General features: G+C 35.6%; 19 protein-coding genes and 1 pseudogene. 10 read left to right on the plus strand and 10 right to left on the minus strand.

Going from position 1 to position 17,346, the window contains the following annotated elements:
* The first annotated feature begins 84 nt into the window (after positions 1-84).
* Entirely contained in the window at positions 85-939 is an 855-nt protein-coding gene (locus ACXAE4_RS19060; protein ID WP_028413803.1) for a hypothetical protein, read from the plus strand.
* A gap of 738 nt (positions 940-1,677) precedes the next feature.
* Complete coding sequence (locus tag ACXAE4_RS19065) at positions 1,678-1,911, plus strand: hypothetical protein (protein WP_028413804.1); 234 nt, start codon at positions 1,678-1,680, stop codon at positions 1,909-1,911.
* Between the two features lie 346 nt (positions 1,912-2,257).
* Here ACXAE4_RS19065 and dhaK read toward each other — a convergent pair whose 3' ends face one another.
* Positions 2,258-4,021, minus strand: coding sequence for a dihydroxyacetone kinase subunit DhaK (gene dhaK, locus ACXAE4_RS19070; RefSeq protein ID WP_154989097.1), 1,764 nt, complete (start codon positions 4,019-4,021; stop codon positions 2,258-2,260).
* 1 nt (position 4,022) lies between these two features.
* On the minus strand, positions 4,023-5,156 hold the full coding sequence (locus tag ACXAE4_RS19075; protein WP_028413806.1) for a glycerol dehydrogenase: 1,134 nt from the start codon (positions 5,154-5,156) through the stop codon (positions 4,023-4,025).
* A gap of 311 nt (positions 5,157-5,467) precedes the next feature.
* On the opposite strand from ACXAE4_RS19075, the gene ACXAE4_RS19080 reads away from it, so the two are divergent.
* Positions 5,468-6,511, plus strand: a complete 1,044-nt coding sequence (locus tag ACXAE4_RS19080; protein WP_154989099.1) for a PocR ligand-binding domain-containing protein — start codon at positions 5,468-5,470, stop codon at positions 6,509-6,511.
* A gap of 139 nt (positions 6,512-6,650) precedes the next feature.
* Here ACXAE4_RS19080 and ACXAE4_RS19085 read toward each other — a convergent pair whose 3' ends face one another.
* The gene (locus ACXAE4_RS19085) at positions 6,651-7,457 is read right to left on the minus strand and encodes a carbon-nitrogen family hydrolase (RefSeq protein WP_289578856.1); all 807 of its coding nucleotides are present in this window, start codon (positions 7,455-7,457) and stop codon (positions 6,651-6,653) included.
* A gap of 11 nt (positions 7,458-7,468) precedes the next feature.
* Positions 7,469-8,128 (minus strand): MBL fold metallo-hydrolase, encoded by a 660-nt coding sequence (locus ACXAE4_RS19090; protein ID WP_099330846.1) that lies wholly within the window; start codon positions 8,126-8,128, stop codon positions 7,469-7,471.
* A 102-nt stretch (positions 8,129-8,230) separates the two neighbouring features.
* On the opposite strand from ACXAE4_RS19090, the gene ACXAE4_RS19095 reads away from it, so the two are divergent.
* The 3 genes from ACXAE4_RS19095 (at position 8,231) to ACXAE4_RS19105 (ending at position 10,412) form a co-directional block, all read left to right on the plus strand.
* Entirely contained in the window at positions 8,231-8,608 is a 378-nt protein-coding gene (locus ACXAE4_RS19095) for a winged helix-turn-helix transcriptional regulator (RefSeq protein WP_047751227.1), read from the plus strand.
* Between the two features lie 262 nt (positions 8,609-8,870).
* Entirely contained in the window at positions 8,871-9,800 is a 930-nt protein-coding gene (locus tag ACXAE4_RS19100) for a DMT family transporter (RefSeq protein WP_475236657.1), read from the plus strand.
* A gap of 51 nt (positions 9,801-9,851) precedes the next feature.
* Positions 9,852-10,412, plus strand: coding sequence for a cysteine dioxygenase (locus ACXAE4_RS19105; protein WP_048018678.1), 561 nt, complete (start codon positions 9,852-9,854; stop codon positions 10,410-10,412).
* A gap of 198 nt (positions 10,413-10,610) precedes the next feature.
* Here ACXAE4_RS19105 and ACXAE4_RS19110 read toward each other — a convergent pair whose 3' ends face one another.
* Together ACXAE4_RS19110 and ACXAE4_RS19115 are read right to left on the minus strand one after the other, a co-directional pair.
* Positions 10,611-11,045, minus strand: coding sequence for an ArsI/CadI family heavy metal resistance metalloenzyme (locus tag ACXAE4_RS19110; RefSeq protein ID WP_154989105.1), 435 nt, complete (start codon positions 11,043-11,045; stop codon positions 10,611-10,613).
* 50 nt (positions 11,046-11,095) lie between these two features.
* Positions 11,096-11,425, minus strand: coding sequence for an ArsR/SmtB family transcription factor (locus ACXAE4_RS19115; RefSeq protein WP_154989107.1), 330 nt, complete (start codon positions 11,423-11,425; stop codon positions 11,096-11,098).
* Positions 11,426-11,829: 404 nt separating this feature from the next.
* Between ACXAE4_RS19115 and ACXAE4_RS19120 the strand changes: the two genes are divergently transcribed.
* Genes ACXAE4_RS19120 through arsC form a run of 3 tightly spaced genes read left to right on the plus strand, consistent with a single transcriptional unit; the run spans position 11,830 to position 13,941 of the window.
* The gene (locus ACXAE4_RS19120) at positions 11,830-12,177 is read left to right on the plus strand and encodes an ArsR/SmtB family transcription factor (RefSeq protein ID WP_116740971.1); all 348 of its coding nucleotides are present in this window, start codon (positions 11,830-11,832) and stop codon (positions 12,175-12,177) included.
* Positions 12,178-12,195: 18 nt separating this feature from the next.
* A complete protein-coding gene (locus tag ACXAE4_RS19125; protein ID WP_028413816.1) occupies positions 12,196-13,494 on the plus strand; it encodes an arsenical efflux pump membrane protein ArsB in 1,299 nt (432 codons plus the stop codon).
* 24 nt (positions 13,495-13,518) lie between these two features.
* Complete coding sequence (gene arsC, locus ACXAE4_RS19130) at positions 13,519-13,941, plus strand: arsenate reductase (thioredoxin) (protein ID WP_028413817.1); 423 nt, start codon at positions 13,519-13,521, stop codon at positions 13,939-13,941.
* A 125-nt stretch (positions 13,942-14,066) separates the two neighbouring features.
* On the opposite strand, the gene ACXAE4_RS19135 is transcribed toward arsC, so the two are convergent.
* Positions 14,067-14,330, minus strand: a complete 264-nt coding sequence (locus ACXAE4_RS19135; protein WP_261765752.1) for a DUF1565 domain-containing protein — start codon at positions 14,328-14,330, stop codon at positions 14,067-14,069.
* Between the two features lie 145 nt (positions 14,331-14,475).
* Between ACXAE4_RS19135 and speG the strand changes: the two genes are divergently transcribed.
* Positions 14,476-15,000 carry a spermidine N1-acetyltransferase gene (gene speG / locus ACXAE4_RS19140; RefSeq protein WP_028413819.1) on the plus strand — a complete coding sequence of 175 codons (525 nt, stop codon included), beginning with the start codon at positions 14,476-14,478 and terminating at the stop codon, positions 14,998-15,000.
* Positions 15,001-15,272: 272 nt separating this feature from the next.
* Here the strand turns inward: speG and ACXAE4_RS19145 are convergent.
* The 3 genes and pseudogenes from ACXAE4_RS19145 to ACXAE4_RS19155 form a co-directional block, all read right to left on the minus strand.
* Positions 15,273-15,455: pseudogene (locus ACXAE4_RS19145) on the minus strand (stress protein); the annotation flags it as partial.
* Between the two features lie 25 nt (positions 15,456-15,480).
* A complete protein-coding gene (locus tag ACXAE4_RS19150) occupies positions 15,481-16,242 on the minus strand; it encodes a class I SAM-dependent methyltransferase (protein WP_154989111.1) in 762 nt (253 codons plus the stop codon).
* Positions 16,243-16,469: 227 nt separating this feature from the next.
* The gene (locus tag ACXAE4_RS19155) at positions 16,470-17,288 is read right to left on the minus strand and encodes a mechanosensitive ion channel family protein (RefSeq protein WP_475236662.1); all 819 of its coding nucleotides are present in this window, start codon (positions 17,286-17,288) and stop codon (positions 16,470-16,472) included.
* Positions 17,289-17,346: the final 58 nt, after the last annotated feature.

A 17,346-nucleotide genomic window follows, 5' to 3' on the forward strand; every position in this document is an offset into this window, starting at 1 on the left:
TCAAAAGGTAAGTTAGTTGAATAAAATATTAATTTACTATCTAAGTAGTAACCGCGTTTTTATTCTACAAGGAGGCCTAGAATGATGAATCTAATCGATAAGAAAGTTACACACAAGCATTTTGGAACAGGTACTATAGTTAAATATAATGATTCTAGTATTGAAATAAATTTCGCATCAGAAAACAAAAAATTTGTTTTCCCCGATGTATTTGGAAAGCACCTAAAACTGCATGATAAAAGTGTTGCTCATTCCCTGGAAAAAATTTTAGAAGAAAAGGAAACGGAACGAAAAGAGGAAGAATGGAAGAAGGAAGAAGAAAAAAAATTACAGCGAAAAAATCAGGAACTTCGCTGGGGACATGAAAAACTTATGAAAAACCATAAACTTCATCCCGAATCACAAATGGTTTTTTGGTGCGACACAGAAGAACAGAATAGTTCTTTTTCAGAGTGGACGGTTTTTTCAGGCGTAATAAAAAGTGGTAATTACAAGGGGAAGCCAACCAAACCCACCCGCCTACATCAAAATAGCGCTGTCTTGTTAACAGCAATAGATTCCAGTATGCCTGAAAAAGACAGACGCATCTTAGGTGTCTATATGGTCAATGAAAATTTTATCGGTAAGCTTTGCGAAGATGGATATATTCCTGCTCATTCAACGTACAGACTCCAACTTACAGAACAAGAATCCAATCAGATGCTTTTCTGGAAATATTATATAAACGAAAAGAACTCCCAAAAAATGGTGTGGAATACAGGTAAATACCGTTATTTTGATAATTCATGGATGGCTCAAATTTTGCTTGATATAGTTTCATTGAAAAGTGACTCAAACGAACGAGAGCAGGCACAGCAATTTTTTGAACATTTTTGCAAAATGAATTTGATAACGGATCAAGATTTACCAAAGCCTAATGGCGCATTAATGCGTATTTAGACGTTAGCCCACAGGTAATTAATTAAGAATGAAAAAAGACAGACGCACTTTTCTGACCCATTGCTAATGACGAACAGTGCCAGGCTCTGTTTGCCAATAAAAGCGTAAATAAAGAATCTACTGCTACGTGTAAAGTAAAACAAGCAGGCTCTTAATAATTAAGAATCTGCTTGTTCTGCTCTACATAAGGACTATCAGTAAGTTATTTTATTTTTTTTCTAAACAGGTACATATCTAACAACATATCAACAAGCAATAAATTAAGCTAGTACGTTTATTTTAATATACAGTTGAGCTAGATAGAATATCTTTATGAAAACGTACTGTTTCAGAACTATAGGCAGTCATATTTAGTACACTTTTTACAGAATATGATATGAGGACTACCCCATCTTTCAGTGTACTCACCCAACAAGGATGAAAGGGTATTAAAAAATAAGATTGCTTATCAAGTTTTTCTAAAACAAATGGTGCTGGGGGAGCTTTTTATTTTTGCTACAATTCTTAGAAAGAAGTATTTGATATTATTAAAAACGCTAGTTACAGCAATTATAGGAGGTATTCATTTTTTAAACTTTTGTAAAATTATCCACTTGAGAGAAAGCAGACAAAGAAAATATAAATCATATTATACATAGCTTTTCCTTTTCTATTATCTTCCTTACCCTACTCCTAGTTACTGAAACTTTCCCTTAAAAAACAAAGAACAGCTAATATTTTTAAATAAGGAGTTTTTAAATGAGTAATTATGAAAAAACTAAGAATAACAAAAATATAATTTTAGGTATTATATATGCTCTAATTGTAATATCTGTATATGCATTTAACTTACATCTACAGATAGCTTTGTCTATACTTACTCTTGTCATAATATTTGAACTTGTAACCTCAATAAAAGAAGATGACAAAGCTAAAAATGTTATAAACATTATTACCATATGTTTATTTATACTTGGAATTGTTTTTCTCTAACTAGTACTTACTAATAGCTAACAATATAAAAAGAGCAAAGGCTTCTTATAAATGAAGAAGCCTTTGCTCTTTTTATATCTTTCCCACTCTTTTTCTAGACGGTTAGTATGCTTTTGAATATCGCTAACATGTTTTAATTTAAGATTAAGGTTGCCTGATATAGATAGTCAGCAACAGTATACTTTTACGGGCTTTTTTTTGAGATAAGAAAACTATCATTTTCCAGTTTAAGTAAGTTGAAGCTCGTCCTTAGTGAACCATAAAAAATCCCCACTAAATATAGTGTAACCCTCACTCTCAAAGAGTAATTTCTTTACACTATACTTAGAGGAGATAATACCAAATTTTACTGTTTTTCTTGCATTACTTGAGCTACTTCAGTAAAAATTACACCTAAGCCATGTGCACCTGCGTCCGGATAACCAAGGCTTCTTTCTCCAACCGTACCAGCACGCCCCATACGTGCAACAATCTGTTCAGTTGATTTTGCTCCTTCAACAGCAGCTTCTGCTGCTTTGACAAGCGCATGTTTCAAGCTTTCACCTTCAGCAGCACTTGACGTTAACGTATCTGCATAAGGTACTAAGGCATCAATTAAAGTTTTATCTCCCACAACAGCTCCACGTCCAAAAGAACGTTCTCCTGTTGCTTGAATTCCTTTTACAGACGCTTGGATCATTTCAGCAAATTCTGTTAAAGTCAGTTCGGTTTTAGATTCAGTGTTCTTTCCAGCCGCACGAAATGCTGATCCCCAAATAGGCCCTGATGCCCCGCCACAATGCTCCATGATAACGATGGAACAAGCCTCTAGAAAGTTGCCAATATCATTTGATTTATTTTCTAGAATTTCGTGCCATTCAGCTTTCAACTGTTTGAACCCTTTAGCAACACTCATACCAAAGTCTCCGTCACCAGCATGGGAATCTAATTCACAAAACGGTATTTCATTTCTAATAATACATTCACTCATTTGGTCCACCATAAAAATAATATTATTCAACGTTAGTCGATTTTCCGTTACTACGGAATATTCTTTGTTGGTTTGCACCTCATAAGACACTTTCGGGGCCTCCGCGGTACCGATGATTTCATCATAAGTGACAGCTGGTACTTCACCTTTAAGTTTTAGCGCAGGAGTATCGCACTCTTCAGATAGAAGACTCTTTAAGTTTTCATCTAATTTCATAATTGAAATAGAAGCACCGGCCATATCAATGGCTGTCATATAGTTTCCGACAAACGTTCTTGCAATCGTTACTTTTCTACGTGACAGTTCACGAATGACAGAATGATTTAATAAATACAGTTCTTGAAGAGGTGTGCTTCCAAATCCATTAATTAGGACAGCCACTTCTCCTTTTCCATCTTCTATCCCTATTTCTTTTAATAATGCCGTTACCATGCGCTCTGCAAGTTCGTCTGCTGAAATAATTTTTTCACGACGGATACCAGGTTCTCCATGAATGCCAACGCCAAATTCCATCTCATCTTCTGCAATCTCAAAAGTAGGAGTTCCTTTAGCAGGAACTGTACAAGAAGTTAGTCCAATACCAATGCTTTTAACATTTGCAATAGCGCTTTCTGCTGCCTCTTTCACTTTTGGTAGATCATATCCGCGTTCTGCTGCAGCACCTGCTATTTTATGGACAAGAACAGTACCAGCCACTCCACGTCTTCCAACTGTATATAAGCTGTCCTGTACAGCAATATCATCATCTACTTTTACATAATCCACTTGAATTCCATCTTCTTCTGCTAGATAAGCAGCATTCTTGAAATTCATCATGTCACCACTGTAGTTCTTAATCACGAGTAGAGTTCCCTTATCGCTAGCTGTTTCTTTAATGGCTTGATAAATCTGTATTTGAGAAGGTGAGGCAAATACATCTCCACAAACTGCTGCATCTAACATACCCTTCCCAACATACCCAGCATGAGCAGGTTCATGTCCACTGCCGCCCCCGCTAATTATGCTTACTTTATTTTTATTAATTTGCTCTTTTTTAATGACTTTATATTTTTCAATTAAATTCAGTTCCGGATGTGCTAGAACCATTCCTTTACACATCTCAATTACGACATTTTCTGGTTTATTAATAATTTTTTTCATCTTATATTAACCTCTTCTTATAATCATTTCCAATTTGATCTGCTGCAAGGATAGCTGCAGCTACTGACTCTGGAGTAACAGGGAATGGCATAGAATAAATAGATTCCTCTGGAATACAAGCTTTGTTAGCTACTTCCATTAACTCTTCTTGTGTAATTTGTTCTACTCCAATATCAGCAAGACAAACTGGGAGTCCTACTGCTAAACAGAAATCTAACACTTCTTCTATTTCCTCAGTTGGCGCATTTTCCAATACCAATTGTGCTAATGTACCAAAAGCTACTTTTTCACCGTGGAAGTAGTGGTGCGCACTTTCTAAAAGAGTAAGCCCATCATGAATGGCATGTGCTCCAGCTAATCCACCACTTTCGAATCCTAATCCTGATAATAAGATATTGGCTTCAATAATGTTTTCTAAGGCGGGAGTAACAACATTATGATCGCTTGCTGCTTTTGCTTTAACCCCGTCCTCTAATAGAGTGTTGTAGCAATGTTCTGCTAAAACTAGCGCTGCATTTGTACCTTTTGCTGGTGCACATACGTCCTCACGCACTCCACAAGGTAATCCAGCATTTACATTAGAGAAAGAACGTGCTGTTGCTCTTGCTTCGAAATAAGTGGATAACGCATCCCCCATACCAGATACTAAGAATCTAGTAGGTGCATTAGCAATGACTGTTGTATCAATTAATACAACACTTGGGCTTTGCTTAAAGTATGCGTAATCATCAAAAGCACCCTCTGGTGTGTAGATAACTGCGGAATGACTTGTAGGTGCATCCGTAGCAGCAATTGTTGGGACGATAATTAATCCCTCTCCCTCTGCTACACATTTTGCTGTATCAATTGCCTTACCACCACCTAAACCAATTGTACAATCACAGTTGTTTTCTTTTGCTATTTCCTGCAATCTAGAAATTTCTGGTCTTGAGCACTCGCCATTGAATCCGCCTTCAAAAAATGTAATACCATATTTTTCTGCTGTTGCATCTAATTTGCCTTGTACACGTTTAATATCTTCAGGATGTGCTATTAAAAGTGCAGAGGTACCAAATGTTTTCACAAAATAACCTAAATTTAAAATTTCATCTTCACCTTGAATGTATTTTGAAGGACTAATAAATGCTTTTCTCATAAATAAAACCTCCTAATTAACTTTGTAATCCCTTACAATCGGAATTTTACTATCTTTTGTGTAAGATTACATTAGTTTTAAATGACGAGTTTTTACAACTTTTTATCGTATTTTTTTGCTCTCTTCATTTAATATGGTATTATTATGACATTATTTCAGGTAAAAATACTACTAAGTTCACGTTGAAAAGAGGTTACCTTTATCGCTGAACACTCTTTTATTTTACGAACTCAGGAATAAAATAAAGGTATTCTCAAATAGGTAATCCAAACTATCATATGGGAAGTAGAAGCAAGGGAGATAAAACATCATTGAAAACTACTTACATGAATTTAGATAAAATACTAGATTTAAAGAAATGGCGAAACCTTCAAGATTCGCTTGCGCTTGTTACAAAATTAGCGATTGTCACGGTTAACTATAAAGGAGTGCCCATTTCTCAACACAGTGGTGTACGTCCATTTTGTGAGACTATGCGTAAAAATCCTAATACGGCAAAACTTTGTGAAAAGTGCGATGCGCGAGGGGGACTAGAGGCAGTTAGAACCAATGCTCCGTATATCTATTTATGCCACTGGAACATTGTGGATATTGCCATTCCCATTATAATTGATGATAAATATGTAGGCGCCATCATGGCGGGAGAAGTGAAAATTGAGGATGGTGACAAACATCCTCCCTTGGAACAAATGCTTACTGTTCCATCGAAGGGATTTGAACAGAAGTTAAATAATAATGAGGAAATACAGCGTCTATATGATTCTATTCCTACTCTATCCTATACAGAAATTAACGACGCTGCTCAAATGTTATATAGGCTTTGTAACTACATTGTAGAGGAAGCTATGAATAAAAACTTGATTTTAGAAGTATATGAAAAGATGGCTCCAGTAAAAGAGGACCTTTCTACTGAAGATATTTCTTACGGTTATTCTCTAGATAATATTCAAAATATAAAAAAGGAACTAGCCAACACAGTTACTAATGCTTACGTAAAAACGTCTATTAACGATCACTTAGTATGTAAAAACAAAGTATTACAGCCAGCCTTTGACTACATTTATAAACATAAAAGAGAAAAAATTTCTCAACAAAAGATGGCTGATTTATGTCACATTAGCACAGGTTATTTCAGCCGTGTATTTACCAAAGAAACGGGTATGAATTTTTCTGTTTTTATTTCGCTCAAAAAAATAGAGTGGTCCAAACAATTATTAGAAAAAACGGATTTGTCTATTGCACAGATTAGTGATGAATTAGGTTTTAATGACCCTGGATATTACATCAAGACATTTAAAAAATATGAAAATATAACTCCTAACGTCTATCGGAAATATTATCAAGAAAAGATGTAAAGTTTTCATTCCTGACGTAAGAAACATATAACTTTTCCATACTGATACTAGTATTCTGAAAAAGGGTGCTTTTCAGTATGGAAAAGCAATGAGACACAGTCATGTGCTGGCCTTTACGCTATAAATAATATATAAATCTCTATTCCGCATGCTTATAAACATTGGGTCTCAGGCCTTCAAATATTGGGATGTTTTTTTGTTGTTCTGTAACTTTCTGTATATGAATTTCTGCTGTTATGATTTCTTCTTTGTCTCTCCCCTCTTTTATAATGTTTCCATTTGGATCGATGACCATTGAATGTCCAGCGTATGTGTTGCCGGCATGATTTTTATGATTCACATTCCCCACGCTGTTACATGCAATGACGTATACACCATTTTCTATAGCTCTTGCTCTCAATAGTGTTTTCCAATGGTCTATATTTTTAGTAGTCCATTGTGCAACGTAGAATACAATTTTTGCACCTTGAGACGCTGGATAGCGTGTGATTTCTGGAAAACGTAAATCGTAACATATAATTTGACTAGTTTTGATACCGTTAATTTTGAATACTTCCGGTACTTCATCTCCACCTGTTAAATAATAATGTTCATCTAACATCGGCACGAGATGTATCTTATCTTTTTGATAGAGTAGCTCCCCTGTTTTTGATACCGCAAAGGCTGTATTATAAATATTTCCATTCCTTTTATTCGAAACTGAACCTGCAATGATATTCACTCGATGTTTAGTTGCTAAACTTTGGATAAAAGGAAAAGCTCTCTGTAAGTCAATATCAGCTTTTTCTGCTACATTTTCTAAATCATAACCCGTATTCCACATTTCAGGTATTACAACAATTTCCGTATCTATATCCAGCTTTTCTGCAAATAAGGATACAATACGGTTTTCGTTTTGCTTAACTTCTCCTTCTATAATCTCCATTTGAAATAATTGTACTTTCATGTTTTTCCCTCTTATTCATAGATAAATTTATAGACAGAATATAAATCATTATTATATTTGACATCTTCACCATGTGAAGATGAAATTATAGACGGTTTAATTTCATCTATAATTCGTCCACTATTAATGTTTTCGTTCATATCAACTGTGAACTTTCGAATCGGTGGATGTAAGGATTCGGTATTAGAAAAGAATAAGTCTCCAGTTAGCAGCACATTGTCATCTTTATGATGGTATATGACATGTCCCGGGGTATGACCGGGTGTTAGATATACGTCTACGGGTAACGTTTTAATGATATTGTCACTTAAACTTTCAACTTGATGTTCTACGCCTGTTGTTTCTTTTTCTGCCTTATTTGGATACGGTTTTTCGCCATTGATAAAAGGCGTTTCAATTTCGTGTGCGTAAATAGGAATATTTAAATGATCTTTTAAATACTTGGCACCATTAATGTGATCCAAATGGCCATGTGTCAGCAAGATACTCTTGGGAATACCTAAAGATTTTGCTGCATTCAACTGCGCATATGCATAGTCTTCCATTCCGGTATCGATGAGATAAACATCCTCACCATCCACTATGTACCATGTATTGATCTTAACTCGGATACCAACGACGGTTTCATAAGTGAGTCTATAAACATGTTCAGAGATTTGAACAAATTCCAATTCATACACCTTCTTCTGATTTATTTGATATTATAAGTGTAATCAGAAAAAATAGGAGTAACAAGAAGGCACAAATTTGTTACTCCCCATTGAGGTGAGGAAATGTCAGAGTTTAAAAGCGATCAATACGGCCCTTGTACGTTAACTGTAAAGCAAGCCTGTCCAATTGAATTAGCGATGCACATTATGGGCGGTAAATGGAAAGGCATTATTTTGTCTTTGTTATCAAAGTCACCTATGTATTATAATGCAATGCGCCGTGAAATACCGGGTATTACTCAGCGCATCCTTACACTCCAGCTTCGCGATATGGAAAAAGACGGATTAATAGAAAGAGAAGAAACAAACGATAACCCTAAAAGAGTTTTATATTATTTAACAGAGCTTGGAGAAAGTTTTATCCCAATACTTAAATCTTTAGAGAAATGGGGCAATGCTTATATAAGCAAGCAGGAAGAAGGAATAAAAGAGTCTCAATAATTAAGGAGAGTTGGCATTTTTATTTTTGGTAACAGACTCTTTAGAATTTAGCCTATACATGGCTATAAACTCCCAAATTTAGTTTTCTATACATAAACATCTATAGCTATTTTAATGAAGATTAAGAAATAGTGATAACGATACAAATACTAAAGTTTCTACTATTTTTTTTAGAATGGCATGATTTTTTTCATTTTCCTTTCGAAAAGGCATATGTTAGTTAATAAAAGATACCTTTATTGTTGAAAGGAAAATTGATCCTATGATTGCGTCAAAGGTTAAATTTGCTGCCTCGTTCTATGCAATAATGTCTATTAGTTTTTGGGGAATTTCCTTTGTCTCTACCAAAGCTGTTTTAGATAAACTAGATCCATACACACTCCTTGTTCTTCGTTTTGGAATTGGGGCACTTTTTTTATTGGTATTATTAGTGCTAAAGAGATATCCATTAAACATTCCGCTCAAGTATATTCCTCATTTGATTGTGTTAGGTATCCTTGGAGTATTCATTCATCAAGTTATTCAGGCAACAGCACTGCTCACAATAAATGCTTCTGCAGCAGGGTGGATTATTTCGTTTTCTCCTGTATTTACGGTCATTCTCTCCGTATTTTTTTTTCATGAAAAGATGACGTTATTAAAAGCATCAGGGATTATTGTAGCTATTATTGGCGTTCTACTGGTGACCACTTCTAGCAATCAGCATTCACTTCAGCTTCCGGTTAATATCGGTTACCTGTTAATGATTTTAAGTACATTAAACTGGGCAATCTATTCTGTCCTATTAAAAAAGCTGGATATCCAACTTCCCTCTCTTGTTGTTACGTTTTATATGTGTTTAATAGGGTTTACTCTAACAACTCCTTTTCTCGTAAGAAATAAAGGATGGGAGATCATGCCTTTTTTAACGAGCGTGGAGTGGGCTCATTTATTATTTCTCGGTGTATTCGTTTCAGGTGTTGCCTATTGGTACTGGGCAAAGGCATTAGAGGTTTTAGAGGCGTCCCATGTATCTGTGTTCCTTTATTTAGAACCAGTAGCGACATTGATAACAGCTGTTTTACTGTTACGGGAAAAGATTATTCCCGTCAGTATATTAGGAGGAGTCATAATTATAGTGGGAGTAATTGTAGCTAATGGAAGACTACTAACTTTTTTAAGGTATTTGCAGTGGAGAAACAAAAAATTGTAGCTATGCAGAAAACCCAAAAATTTGTGCTGCTCATAAGGAGGTAATGCGTGTATGAGCTTAATTGAACAGGTAAAGCATATTTTAGATAACTTGGACTCCCCTACCAAATTGGAACTGAGAGAAGCACTTTTGGCTTTAGATATAAACTTTAATGATTTAAAACCACTATTGCAGTCAGCAAAAGACAAGCCATACTATAGAAAGCTTCTCTATCAAAATGACGAAGTGGAATTACTTGTTATGAATTGGTCAGCAATAGAGTGTGCTCCTCACGATCACGGTCATTCGCATGGATGGATTCAAGTAGTAAATGGTACAACTATAAATACGGTTTACGAAGTTAAAGAAAACCAAATGCCAGAAGAGCTGTTTTCTCAGCATCAGGGAAAAGGTAAGCTTTTTTTTGCTCCCAAGAAAGGTGTGCACAAGATGAAGAGTGCTGAAGGCGCGGGTCTAGTTACTCTTCATCTCTACTCTCCCCCAATCAAGGAGATGATGGTTTATGATTTCAAAACATGCGCTGCTTGCATTGTATCCGATGATTGTGGAGCGTGGTGGCCAGATCATCTTCGTCAAAAGGTAAGAGAGATTCAATTAAAGAAGAAAGAATGATATTTGTTGACCCTTGGAATATTTCTCATACAGAAACAAAATAACTGCTTAGTCGAGTTAAAGGACGTGCATCACGAGATTTTCTTGTTTACAGTTAGCTGTCTTAGTAAGAAAACTCCACTAAACATAATCGATTTTATGCTAAACAAAAAAGACAGAAAGAGTCTACTTCTTCCTGTCTTTTTAGTCAATTAAGCATCAGCAACATGAGTTGCTTGCAGGTGACTTTTCATTCACCTCAACGCTATCCTCAGTCTTATGAACCTCACTATCAGATTTCGTATAAAAAAACTCCCACTCGTTCCCGTCAGGATCTGTTACCCAAAACTTATCTTGTACAGCGTAGCAGCAGGTCGTATCTATTTCTTCCCGAGCAAAGAACCCCTCTTTTTCTAGTCGTGATTTATGAGAATGAATCTCCTCAGGAGTTTCTACTTGGAAGCCGAAATGATTCACTTGATTACCTTTTACATCGTCACGTACGTTCAAGGTGAAATTTAATCCGGGTTCATCTAACAAGAATTTAGCATAATCTATTTTCGTTTTCACAGGTTGAACGCCAAATACCTTTTGATAAAACTTAATGGACGCCTCTAGATTCGTTACATTAATTCCTACATGAACATATTTCATTTACACTTCCTCCTTCGCATGCTAAATAATATTATTTGGAATGTAGTAAATTAAGAGCATGGGCCGCTTTTACTTGTATCTTTTCTAAACAAGCAGCATAGTTCTTCTGATAAGAGGTGGTTCACCTCTTTATCATTTAAATCGTAATAACTCCATGTCCCTTTTGTTTCTTTTGTGATGAGGTTTGCTTCTAATAAAATCTTTAAGTGGTAGGAAAGTTTAGATTGAGACATCTCAAAGAATTTAGTTAGATCACATACGCATGTCTGTCCTCGCTGGCAGAGCTCATACATAATTTCTAATCTCTTTTGATCAGCAAGAGCTTTAAATTTTTGTTCGTACTGTTTAAATGGGTGCTTTCCTTCCTTGACTGTTTCCATTGTCATTCTCCTTCATCAATTTTTTTTGATTTAAAGTTCGAAGCTCTCGGCAGCTTTTTTAAAGTTACTGTATGTAGTTTCCCCTCTTAACGTAGGATCTTGATGAAAAAAACGCTGAAAGATTAGACTTTGTGCTTCCTTATAGTTCATCCCTTGAGTGTTCATAACTAAATGAAAATAGGCTCGAAAGTACGTAACCGATAAGTTTCCAGAGTTGTTGACTCTCACTGCTTTTCCCCTCACTTTTATAAATCAATTTTTTTTGATGTATTCATCATATCTGGAAAATTTAGATAAATCAAGACATTAATCAAATTTTTTTGTTTAATAGTAGTGTATATTTTTGTTGAATGTATAATAAAATACTTATATAATTATATTCGGAAATAAGGAGGTGAGTTGGATTGGATGTAAAAGTACAAATAGAAATGGAGAAAGCCGCACAGATACTGAAGCTGCTTGGCGATAAGACAAGATTATCTATGATGAAACTGCTCCAAAATAACGAGTGCTGTGTTTGTGAGCTAGTTGAAATTTATAAAGCAAGTCAACCGGCTATTAGCCAACACTTGCGTAAATTAAGAGATATCGAACTTGTAAGTGAAAGACGACAAGGGCATTGGATTTTCTATTCATTAAATAAAGAAAACGGCTATTATCAGTTTGTCCTTAATATACTTGAATCTTTACCAAGCGAAGATGGACGATTAAAAGAACTAGAAAAGCAAGGATTACGTATTAGTTGTTGCTAATAGTAGGAGGTTTGTAAAGTGGTATCAGTTATAGTAGCCTCCCTCATCTTCTTAGTGACATTGATTTTTGTCATTTGGCAGCCAAAGAACTTGTCTATTGGTTGGTCAGCGTGTGGAGGCGCAGTAATAGCTCTTTTAGCAGGTGTGGTTGATTTCCATGACGTGCTGGATGTAACTCAAATTGTATGGAACGCAACGTTAACGTTTATTGCAGTTATTATTATTTCTTTAATTTTAGATGAAATTGGATTTTTTGAGTGGGCAGCGTTACATATGGCACGAGCTGCAGGAGGTAATGGCGTTCGCATGTTTGTATATGTATCCCTCCTAGGAGCTGTAGTAGCCGCATTATTCGCTAATGATGGGGCAGCCTTAATTCTAACACCTATCGTACTTGCTATGGTGCGAGCACTTAAATTTGAAGATAAAATGGTCTTTCCTTTTATTATCGCCAGTGGATTCATTGCGGATACAACATCATTACCTCTTGTGGTAAGTAACTTGGTCAATATTGTATCAGCGGACTTCTTTGGGATTCGCTTTTCTGAATTTGCCTCACGCATGATTGTGCCAGATTTATTTTCACTTTTGGCAAGTATTGCTGTCTTGTATTTGTATTTTCGCAAAAGCATCCCTAAGAAATACAATCTAGATGATTTACAGAAACCGGTTGAGGCCATCAAAGATGAGAAAATGTTTCGTTTATCAGGAATTGTTTTATTCATTTTAGTTCTGGGTTACTTTATTGGTGAGTTTTTCGATATTCCCGTTTCTATTATTGCAGGAATTATCGCCATTTTATTCTTAGGAATAGCAAGAAAAAGCCCAGCTGTTCACACGAAAAAAGTGTTAGCAGGAGCTCCATGGGCAATTGTTTTCTTTTCGATTGGTATGTATGTTGTTGTGTATGGATTACGCAATGTGGGGCTAACTGAAGTACTAGCAAGCCTTATTCAAACAACCGCTGATCAAGGATTATTTGCAGCAACCATTGGTATGGGATTTATTGCAGCCATTCTCTCATCGATTATGAACAACATGCCAACCGTGATGATTGATGCTTTGGCCATTGATGCAACTTCTGCAACAGGTACGATTAAAGAAGCTCTGATTTATGCAAATGTCATTGGTTCGGATCTAGGACCAAAGATTACACCTATTGGCTCTCTAGCGACGCTCTTATGGCTTCATGTTCTCTCCACAAAAGGAGTTAAGATTTCTTGGGGAACTTACTTTAAAACAGGTATTATCTTAACCATCCCAACATTGTTTATTACGCTTGTTGGTTTATATATTTGGTTATTATTTATTTCATAACACATCATAAAGGAGATTTTACACATGTCTAAAAAAACACTTTATTTCTTATGTACAGGTAACTCTTGCCGTAGCCAAATGGCTGAAGGATGGGCAAAAAAATATCTAAATAACGATGAATGGGATGTACGCAGTGCAGGATTAGAAGCTCATGGATTAAATCCTAACGCTGTAAAAGCAATGAAAGAAGCTGGTGTTGATATTTCAAACCAAACATCTGATATTATTGATCCTGAAATTTTAAATAATGCGGATTTAGTGGTTACATTATGTGGCCATGCAGCTGATCATTGCCCCGTAACACCTCCTCATGTGAAGCGTGAACACTGGGGATTTGATGATCCTGCAAAAGCAGAAGGAACAGATGAAGAGAAATGGGCGTTCTTTCAGCGTGTCCGTGATGAAATTGGTGAGCGTATTCAGCGTTTTGCCGAAACAGGTAAATAATTAATCAAGAAGCAGTCTATTAGTGTAGACTGCTTTATTTTTTCTCCACTAATAAGGGGCTTTTCACTTTTATAGTTCATGAAAATAATAGGCTCTTGTTTAGTACCTGAACGGCTAATAATTAATTATTCGTAATAAATACCACCTCTGATGTAAACCGTAGTTCCGGGTTGAGCTGCTTCACTTGCCTTCCTTAATGTTCTAAAAGGTTTGCTTTTAGTACCTAAGTTTTTGTCGTCCCCTGTAGGAGAAACGTAGATCTCATGATGTATAGGTTCTACTGAAGGCTGATTAGCTGCCTCAACCCTTTGGTTTATACAACACAGTAAAATAAGAAAAATACCAACTACTTTTTTTATAAGATACTCCTTAAAGTTAATGAGTTTCACTTACAAGATGTTTAAATTATACTATGGCTCTTTTAATAAGTATGTAAAACATCGCACTATGTCTTGTTATTTTTTAAAACTACAGCAACTTTTACATTTAAAACGGAAAGTGCTAAAGTAATGCTAGAATATGGAGGTTTGAGAAATGAATAAGGAACTTAAGTTACGTCCTTTGGAAAGAGAAGATTTAAAATTTGTCCATGAACTCAATAATGATGCAAATATTATGTCTTATTGGTTTGAAGAGCCTTATGAAGCTTTTGTAGAGCTACAGGACTTATATGATAAACATATTCACGATCAAGGTGAGCGTCGGTTCATACTAGAAAAGGACGGGGATATGCTTGGATTAGTGGAATTGGTCGAAATTGATTATATTCATCGTAGAGCAGAGTTTCAAATTATCATTGACCCTACATATCAAGGTCATGGTTACGCCATGGTTGCCACAAATCTAGCAATGAATTATGCCTTTTCGGTATTGAATATGCATAAACTTTACTTAATTGTAGACAAGGAAAACGAAAAAGCAATTCATATCTATAAGAAGGTCGGTTTTTCTATTGAAGGTGAGTTAAAAGATGAATTTTTTGTCGATGGAAGCTATCATAACGCTATAAGAATGTGTATGTTTCAAAAAGAATATTTACAAACCAAAAGTAAAAACTAAGGTTGAATTAGTATAAGTTTCCTGCTCACTAAAAGAGAAGAAAGAATGAGATCAGGCTTCTGTTAATGCAAAGAGAAAAACTCCTGTTCAGACGCAACAGGAGTTTTTCTCTTTTTAAGCTGTAGATGATATACAAATTTCTATTCTGCATGCTTATAAACATCCGGTCTCAGGCTTTCAAATATTGAGAAGAGCCTTTACCATAACGGTAAAGGCTCTTCATACGATCTTCCCTAATGGGAATCTTGTATTATCTTCATCTCTATTTTTAATTAAGGTCTATGAAAATTGACTGTTTTTTCATCATCTCCTGTGCGTTCAAACCAGCCTCTGAAGGCCCAGTTATCATAACCTCCGTCACCTTCATTAATAAATGTTCCTTCTTCAAATATCCAGACTCCATACGTAATACCATCATAATCTACGGTATCGCCTAATTGGAAAAAGTTGAGGTAGCTTATTCAACATGATAATCAACTATTATTTAATAGATTTAGTCGCAATATAACAAGGCATATATTCAGTGATTTTCCCCTTGTGATGATGATCTTCATAAAGGTCTTGTAAGGTGAATCCAGCTTTTAGCTGTCCGCCAATTTGAGTTTCTAATGAATGGCTAAACTGTACACCGCCATTTTTTATAAGTTCTTCATCATTTTCTACGGTGTTTTTCGTTCCATCATAAGGTAATTTATTAACCACTTGTAACGCTTCCTCATCTTCTCCAAATAAATAAAGAGCAGGATTTGCAAAGCCAGATAGCAGAACGCCACCTTTTTTTAGAACTCTAAAACATTCTTGCCAAACGTGTTCAACATCTTGAACATAGCAGTTTGATACAGGGTTAAAAATCATATCGAACGTCTCATCTTCAAATGGAAATGTCTTACTCATATCCCCTTTAACTAAGTCAATAGAATAGCCTTCTCTAGTGGACACCATTTTTTCTAATTCTAATTGCTTATCAGAGTAGTCAAAAACCGTAACTTCCGCATGTTGGGCTGCAAAGACTGGGCACTGCTGTCCTCCTCCGCTAGCAAGTCCCAATATTTTTGCTTTTTTAAATGGAATAAACCAGTTATGCGGAACAGGCTTACAAGGTGTTAAGTAGATATCAAAATTACCTTGAGTTGCATCTGCAAAATCTTGATGATTAATAGCTAATGACCATTCTCCTCCAGCTGAAGCCCATTCATCCCACATTTCGGAGTTGATTTTTGTATAATTAGATTTTTGCGCCATAGTTAATCCCCCTTTACCTTTTTACGTTCCATGTTTAATTTTACCATGTCACTAGAAGAATAGTTTAGATGTACTAATTAATTTGTTCTTTTTCAGATAATTAATCTGTACTGGAGAAGTACTTAATAGATATTTTTAAAAATAAAAAACACCCTTTTGAAAAATCAAAAGGGTGTTTGTATCTTAAATATAAAAGCTTGTATATAAACAAGGTACGAGTTTTATTTTTAATGGCTTGTCTCGAAGCTTTCAGCCATCATAAGGTCATTTTTGTAGGCAGCCATTGCGAGTTCATATCGCACCTTTTGGCTCGCTTCTACAAAATCAGCTTCTTTCACAAGGCCTGATAATGAATATTGGTGACCTTTAAAACCTACGTTCAGTTCAGTAATTTGATTGAATTGAAAGCTCTCTATAGGAACTCCATTCACATCTTTCAACAAATATTGACCATATTTGTTGCTACATATTTGTGCTACTTGCTCCATTACTTTGAAGGCATCGTCCGGGTTTTGCCTATAGTTGAGAATAAGACTTTCATTTACCCGGCGTCTTCCTCGGGTTCCGTTCTGAAGTTCCGTGATATTGCTATATGAGACAGTATAGAGGTAGCCGTCATATTGACGAATCTTTAAGTAGCGCATCGTAATTTCTTCTATTTTTCCTTGACGGTTTCCGTTAAGAATAACATAATCTCCGTGGTGGATTTGGCGTTCAAACAAGTAAGTCAGTCCCATTATATAATCACGGATGATATGCTGGAGGATTATTGCCAGGGCACTGGCCAACACTACCGAACTAGTGAGAATCTTTCCGAAGTCAAAGAAATGGCTAAGCACATAAATAAAGAAAAAAGCCAGCCCCAATACTCTTGTGACCTGATTAGAAAAGTGCATGAGCGTCTCTTCTCGTTTTTCATCTAAAAAGCTCGTTTTATCAAAGAAAAGCTTAATGAATTTGCGAATAAAATAAACGATAAGTACAATCAGCAGCCCTACCGTTAAAACCTTTACGGGAAACTGCTGGAAAAATTCAGTGAAAACCAACTTACCCACTCCTTATTTCTAACACTATACCAAAAAAATGTACGGAAAGACAAAAATC

Source organism: Priestia sp. ABM2_011 (assembly GCF_056158845.1).

What these genes read in the sequence shown, in the direction of transcription:
- arsC (WP_028413817.1), top strand. Translation starts at nt 13,519, where the DNA reads ATGTCTAAAAAAACACTTTATTTCTTATGTACAGGTAACTCTTGCCGT.
- ACXAE4_RS19110 (WP_154989105.1), bottom strand. Translation starts at nt 11,045, where the DNA reads ATGAAATATGTTCATGTAGGAATTAATGTAACGAATCTAGAGGCGTCC.
- ACXAE4_RS19095 (WP_047751227.1), top strand. Translation starts at nt 8,231, where the DNA reads ATGTCAGAGTTTAAAAGCGATCAATACGGCCCTTGTACGTTAACTGTA.
- ACXAE4_RS19105 (WP_048018678.1), top strand. Translation starts at nt 9,852, where the DNA reads ATGAGCTTAATTGAACAGGTAAAGCATATTTTAGATAACTTGGACTCC.
- ACXAE4_RS19065 (WP_028413804.1), top strand. Translation starts at nt 1,678, where the DNA reads ATGAGTAATTATGAAAAAACTAAGAATAACAAAAATATAATTTTAGGT.
- ACXAE4_RS19060 (WP_028413803.1), top strand. Translation starts at nt 85, where the DNA reads ATGAATCTAATCGATAAGAAAGTTACACACAAGCATTTTGGAACAGGT.
- ACXAE4_RS19085 (WP_289578856.1), bottom strand. Translation starts at nt 7,457, where the DNA reads ATGAAAGTACAATTATTTCAAATGGAGATTATAGAAGGAGAAGTTAAG.
- ACXAE4_RS19150 (WP_154989111.1), bottom strand. Translation starts at nt 16,242, where the DNA reads ATGGCGCAAAAATCTAATTATACAAAAATCAACTCCGAAATGTGGGAT.
- speG (WP_028413819.1), top strand. Translation starts at nt 14,476, where the DNA reads ATGAATAAGGAACTTAAGTTACGTCCTTTGGAAAGAGAAGATTTAAAA.
- ACXAE4_RS19115 (WP_154989107.1), bottom strand. Translation starts at nt 11,425, where the DNA reads ATGGAAACAGTCAAGGAAGGAAAGCACCCATTTAAACAGTACGAACAA.
- ACXAE4_RS19100 (WP_475236657.1), top strand. Translation starts at nt 8,871, where the DNA reads ATGATTGCGTCAAAGGTTAAATTTGCTGCCTCGTTCTATGCAATAATG.
- ACXAE4_RS19075 (WP_028413806.1), bottom strand. Translation starts at nt 5,156, where the DNA reads ATGAGAAAAGCATTTATTAGTCCTTCAAAATACATTCAAGGTGAAGAT.
- dhaK (WP_154989097.1), bottom strand. Translation starts at nt 4,021, where the DNA reads ATGAAAAAAATTATTAATAAACCAGAAAATGTCGTAATTGAGATGTGT.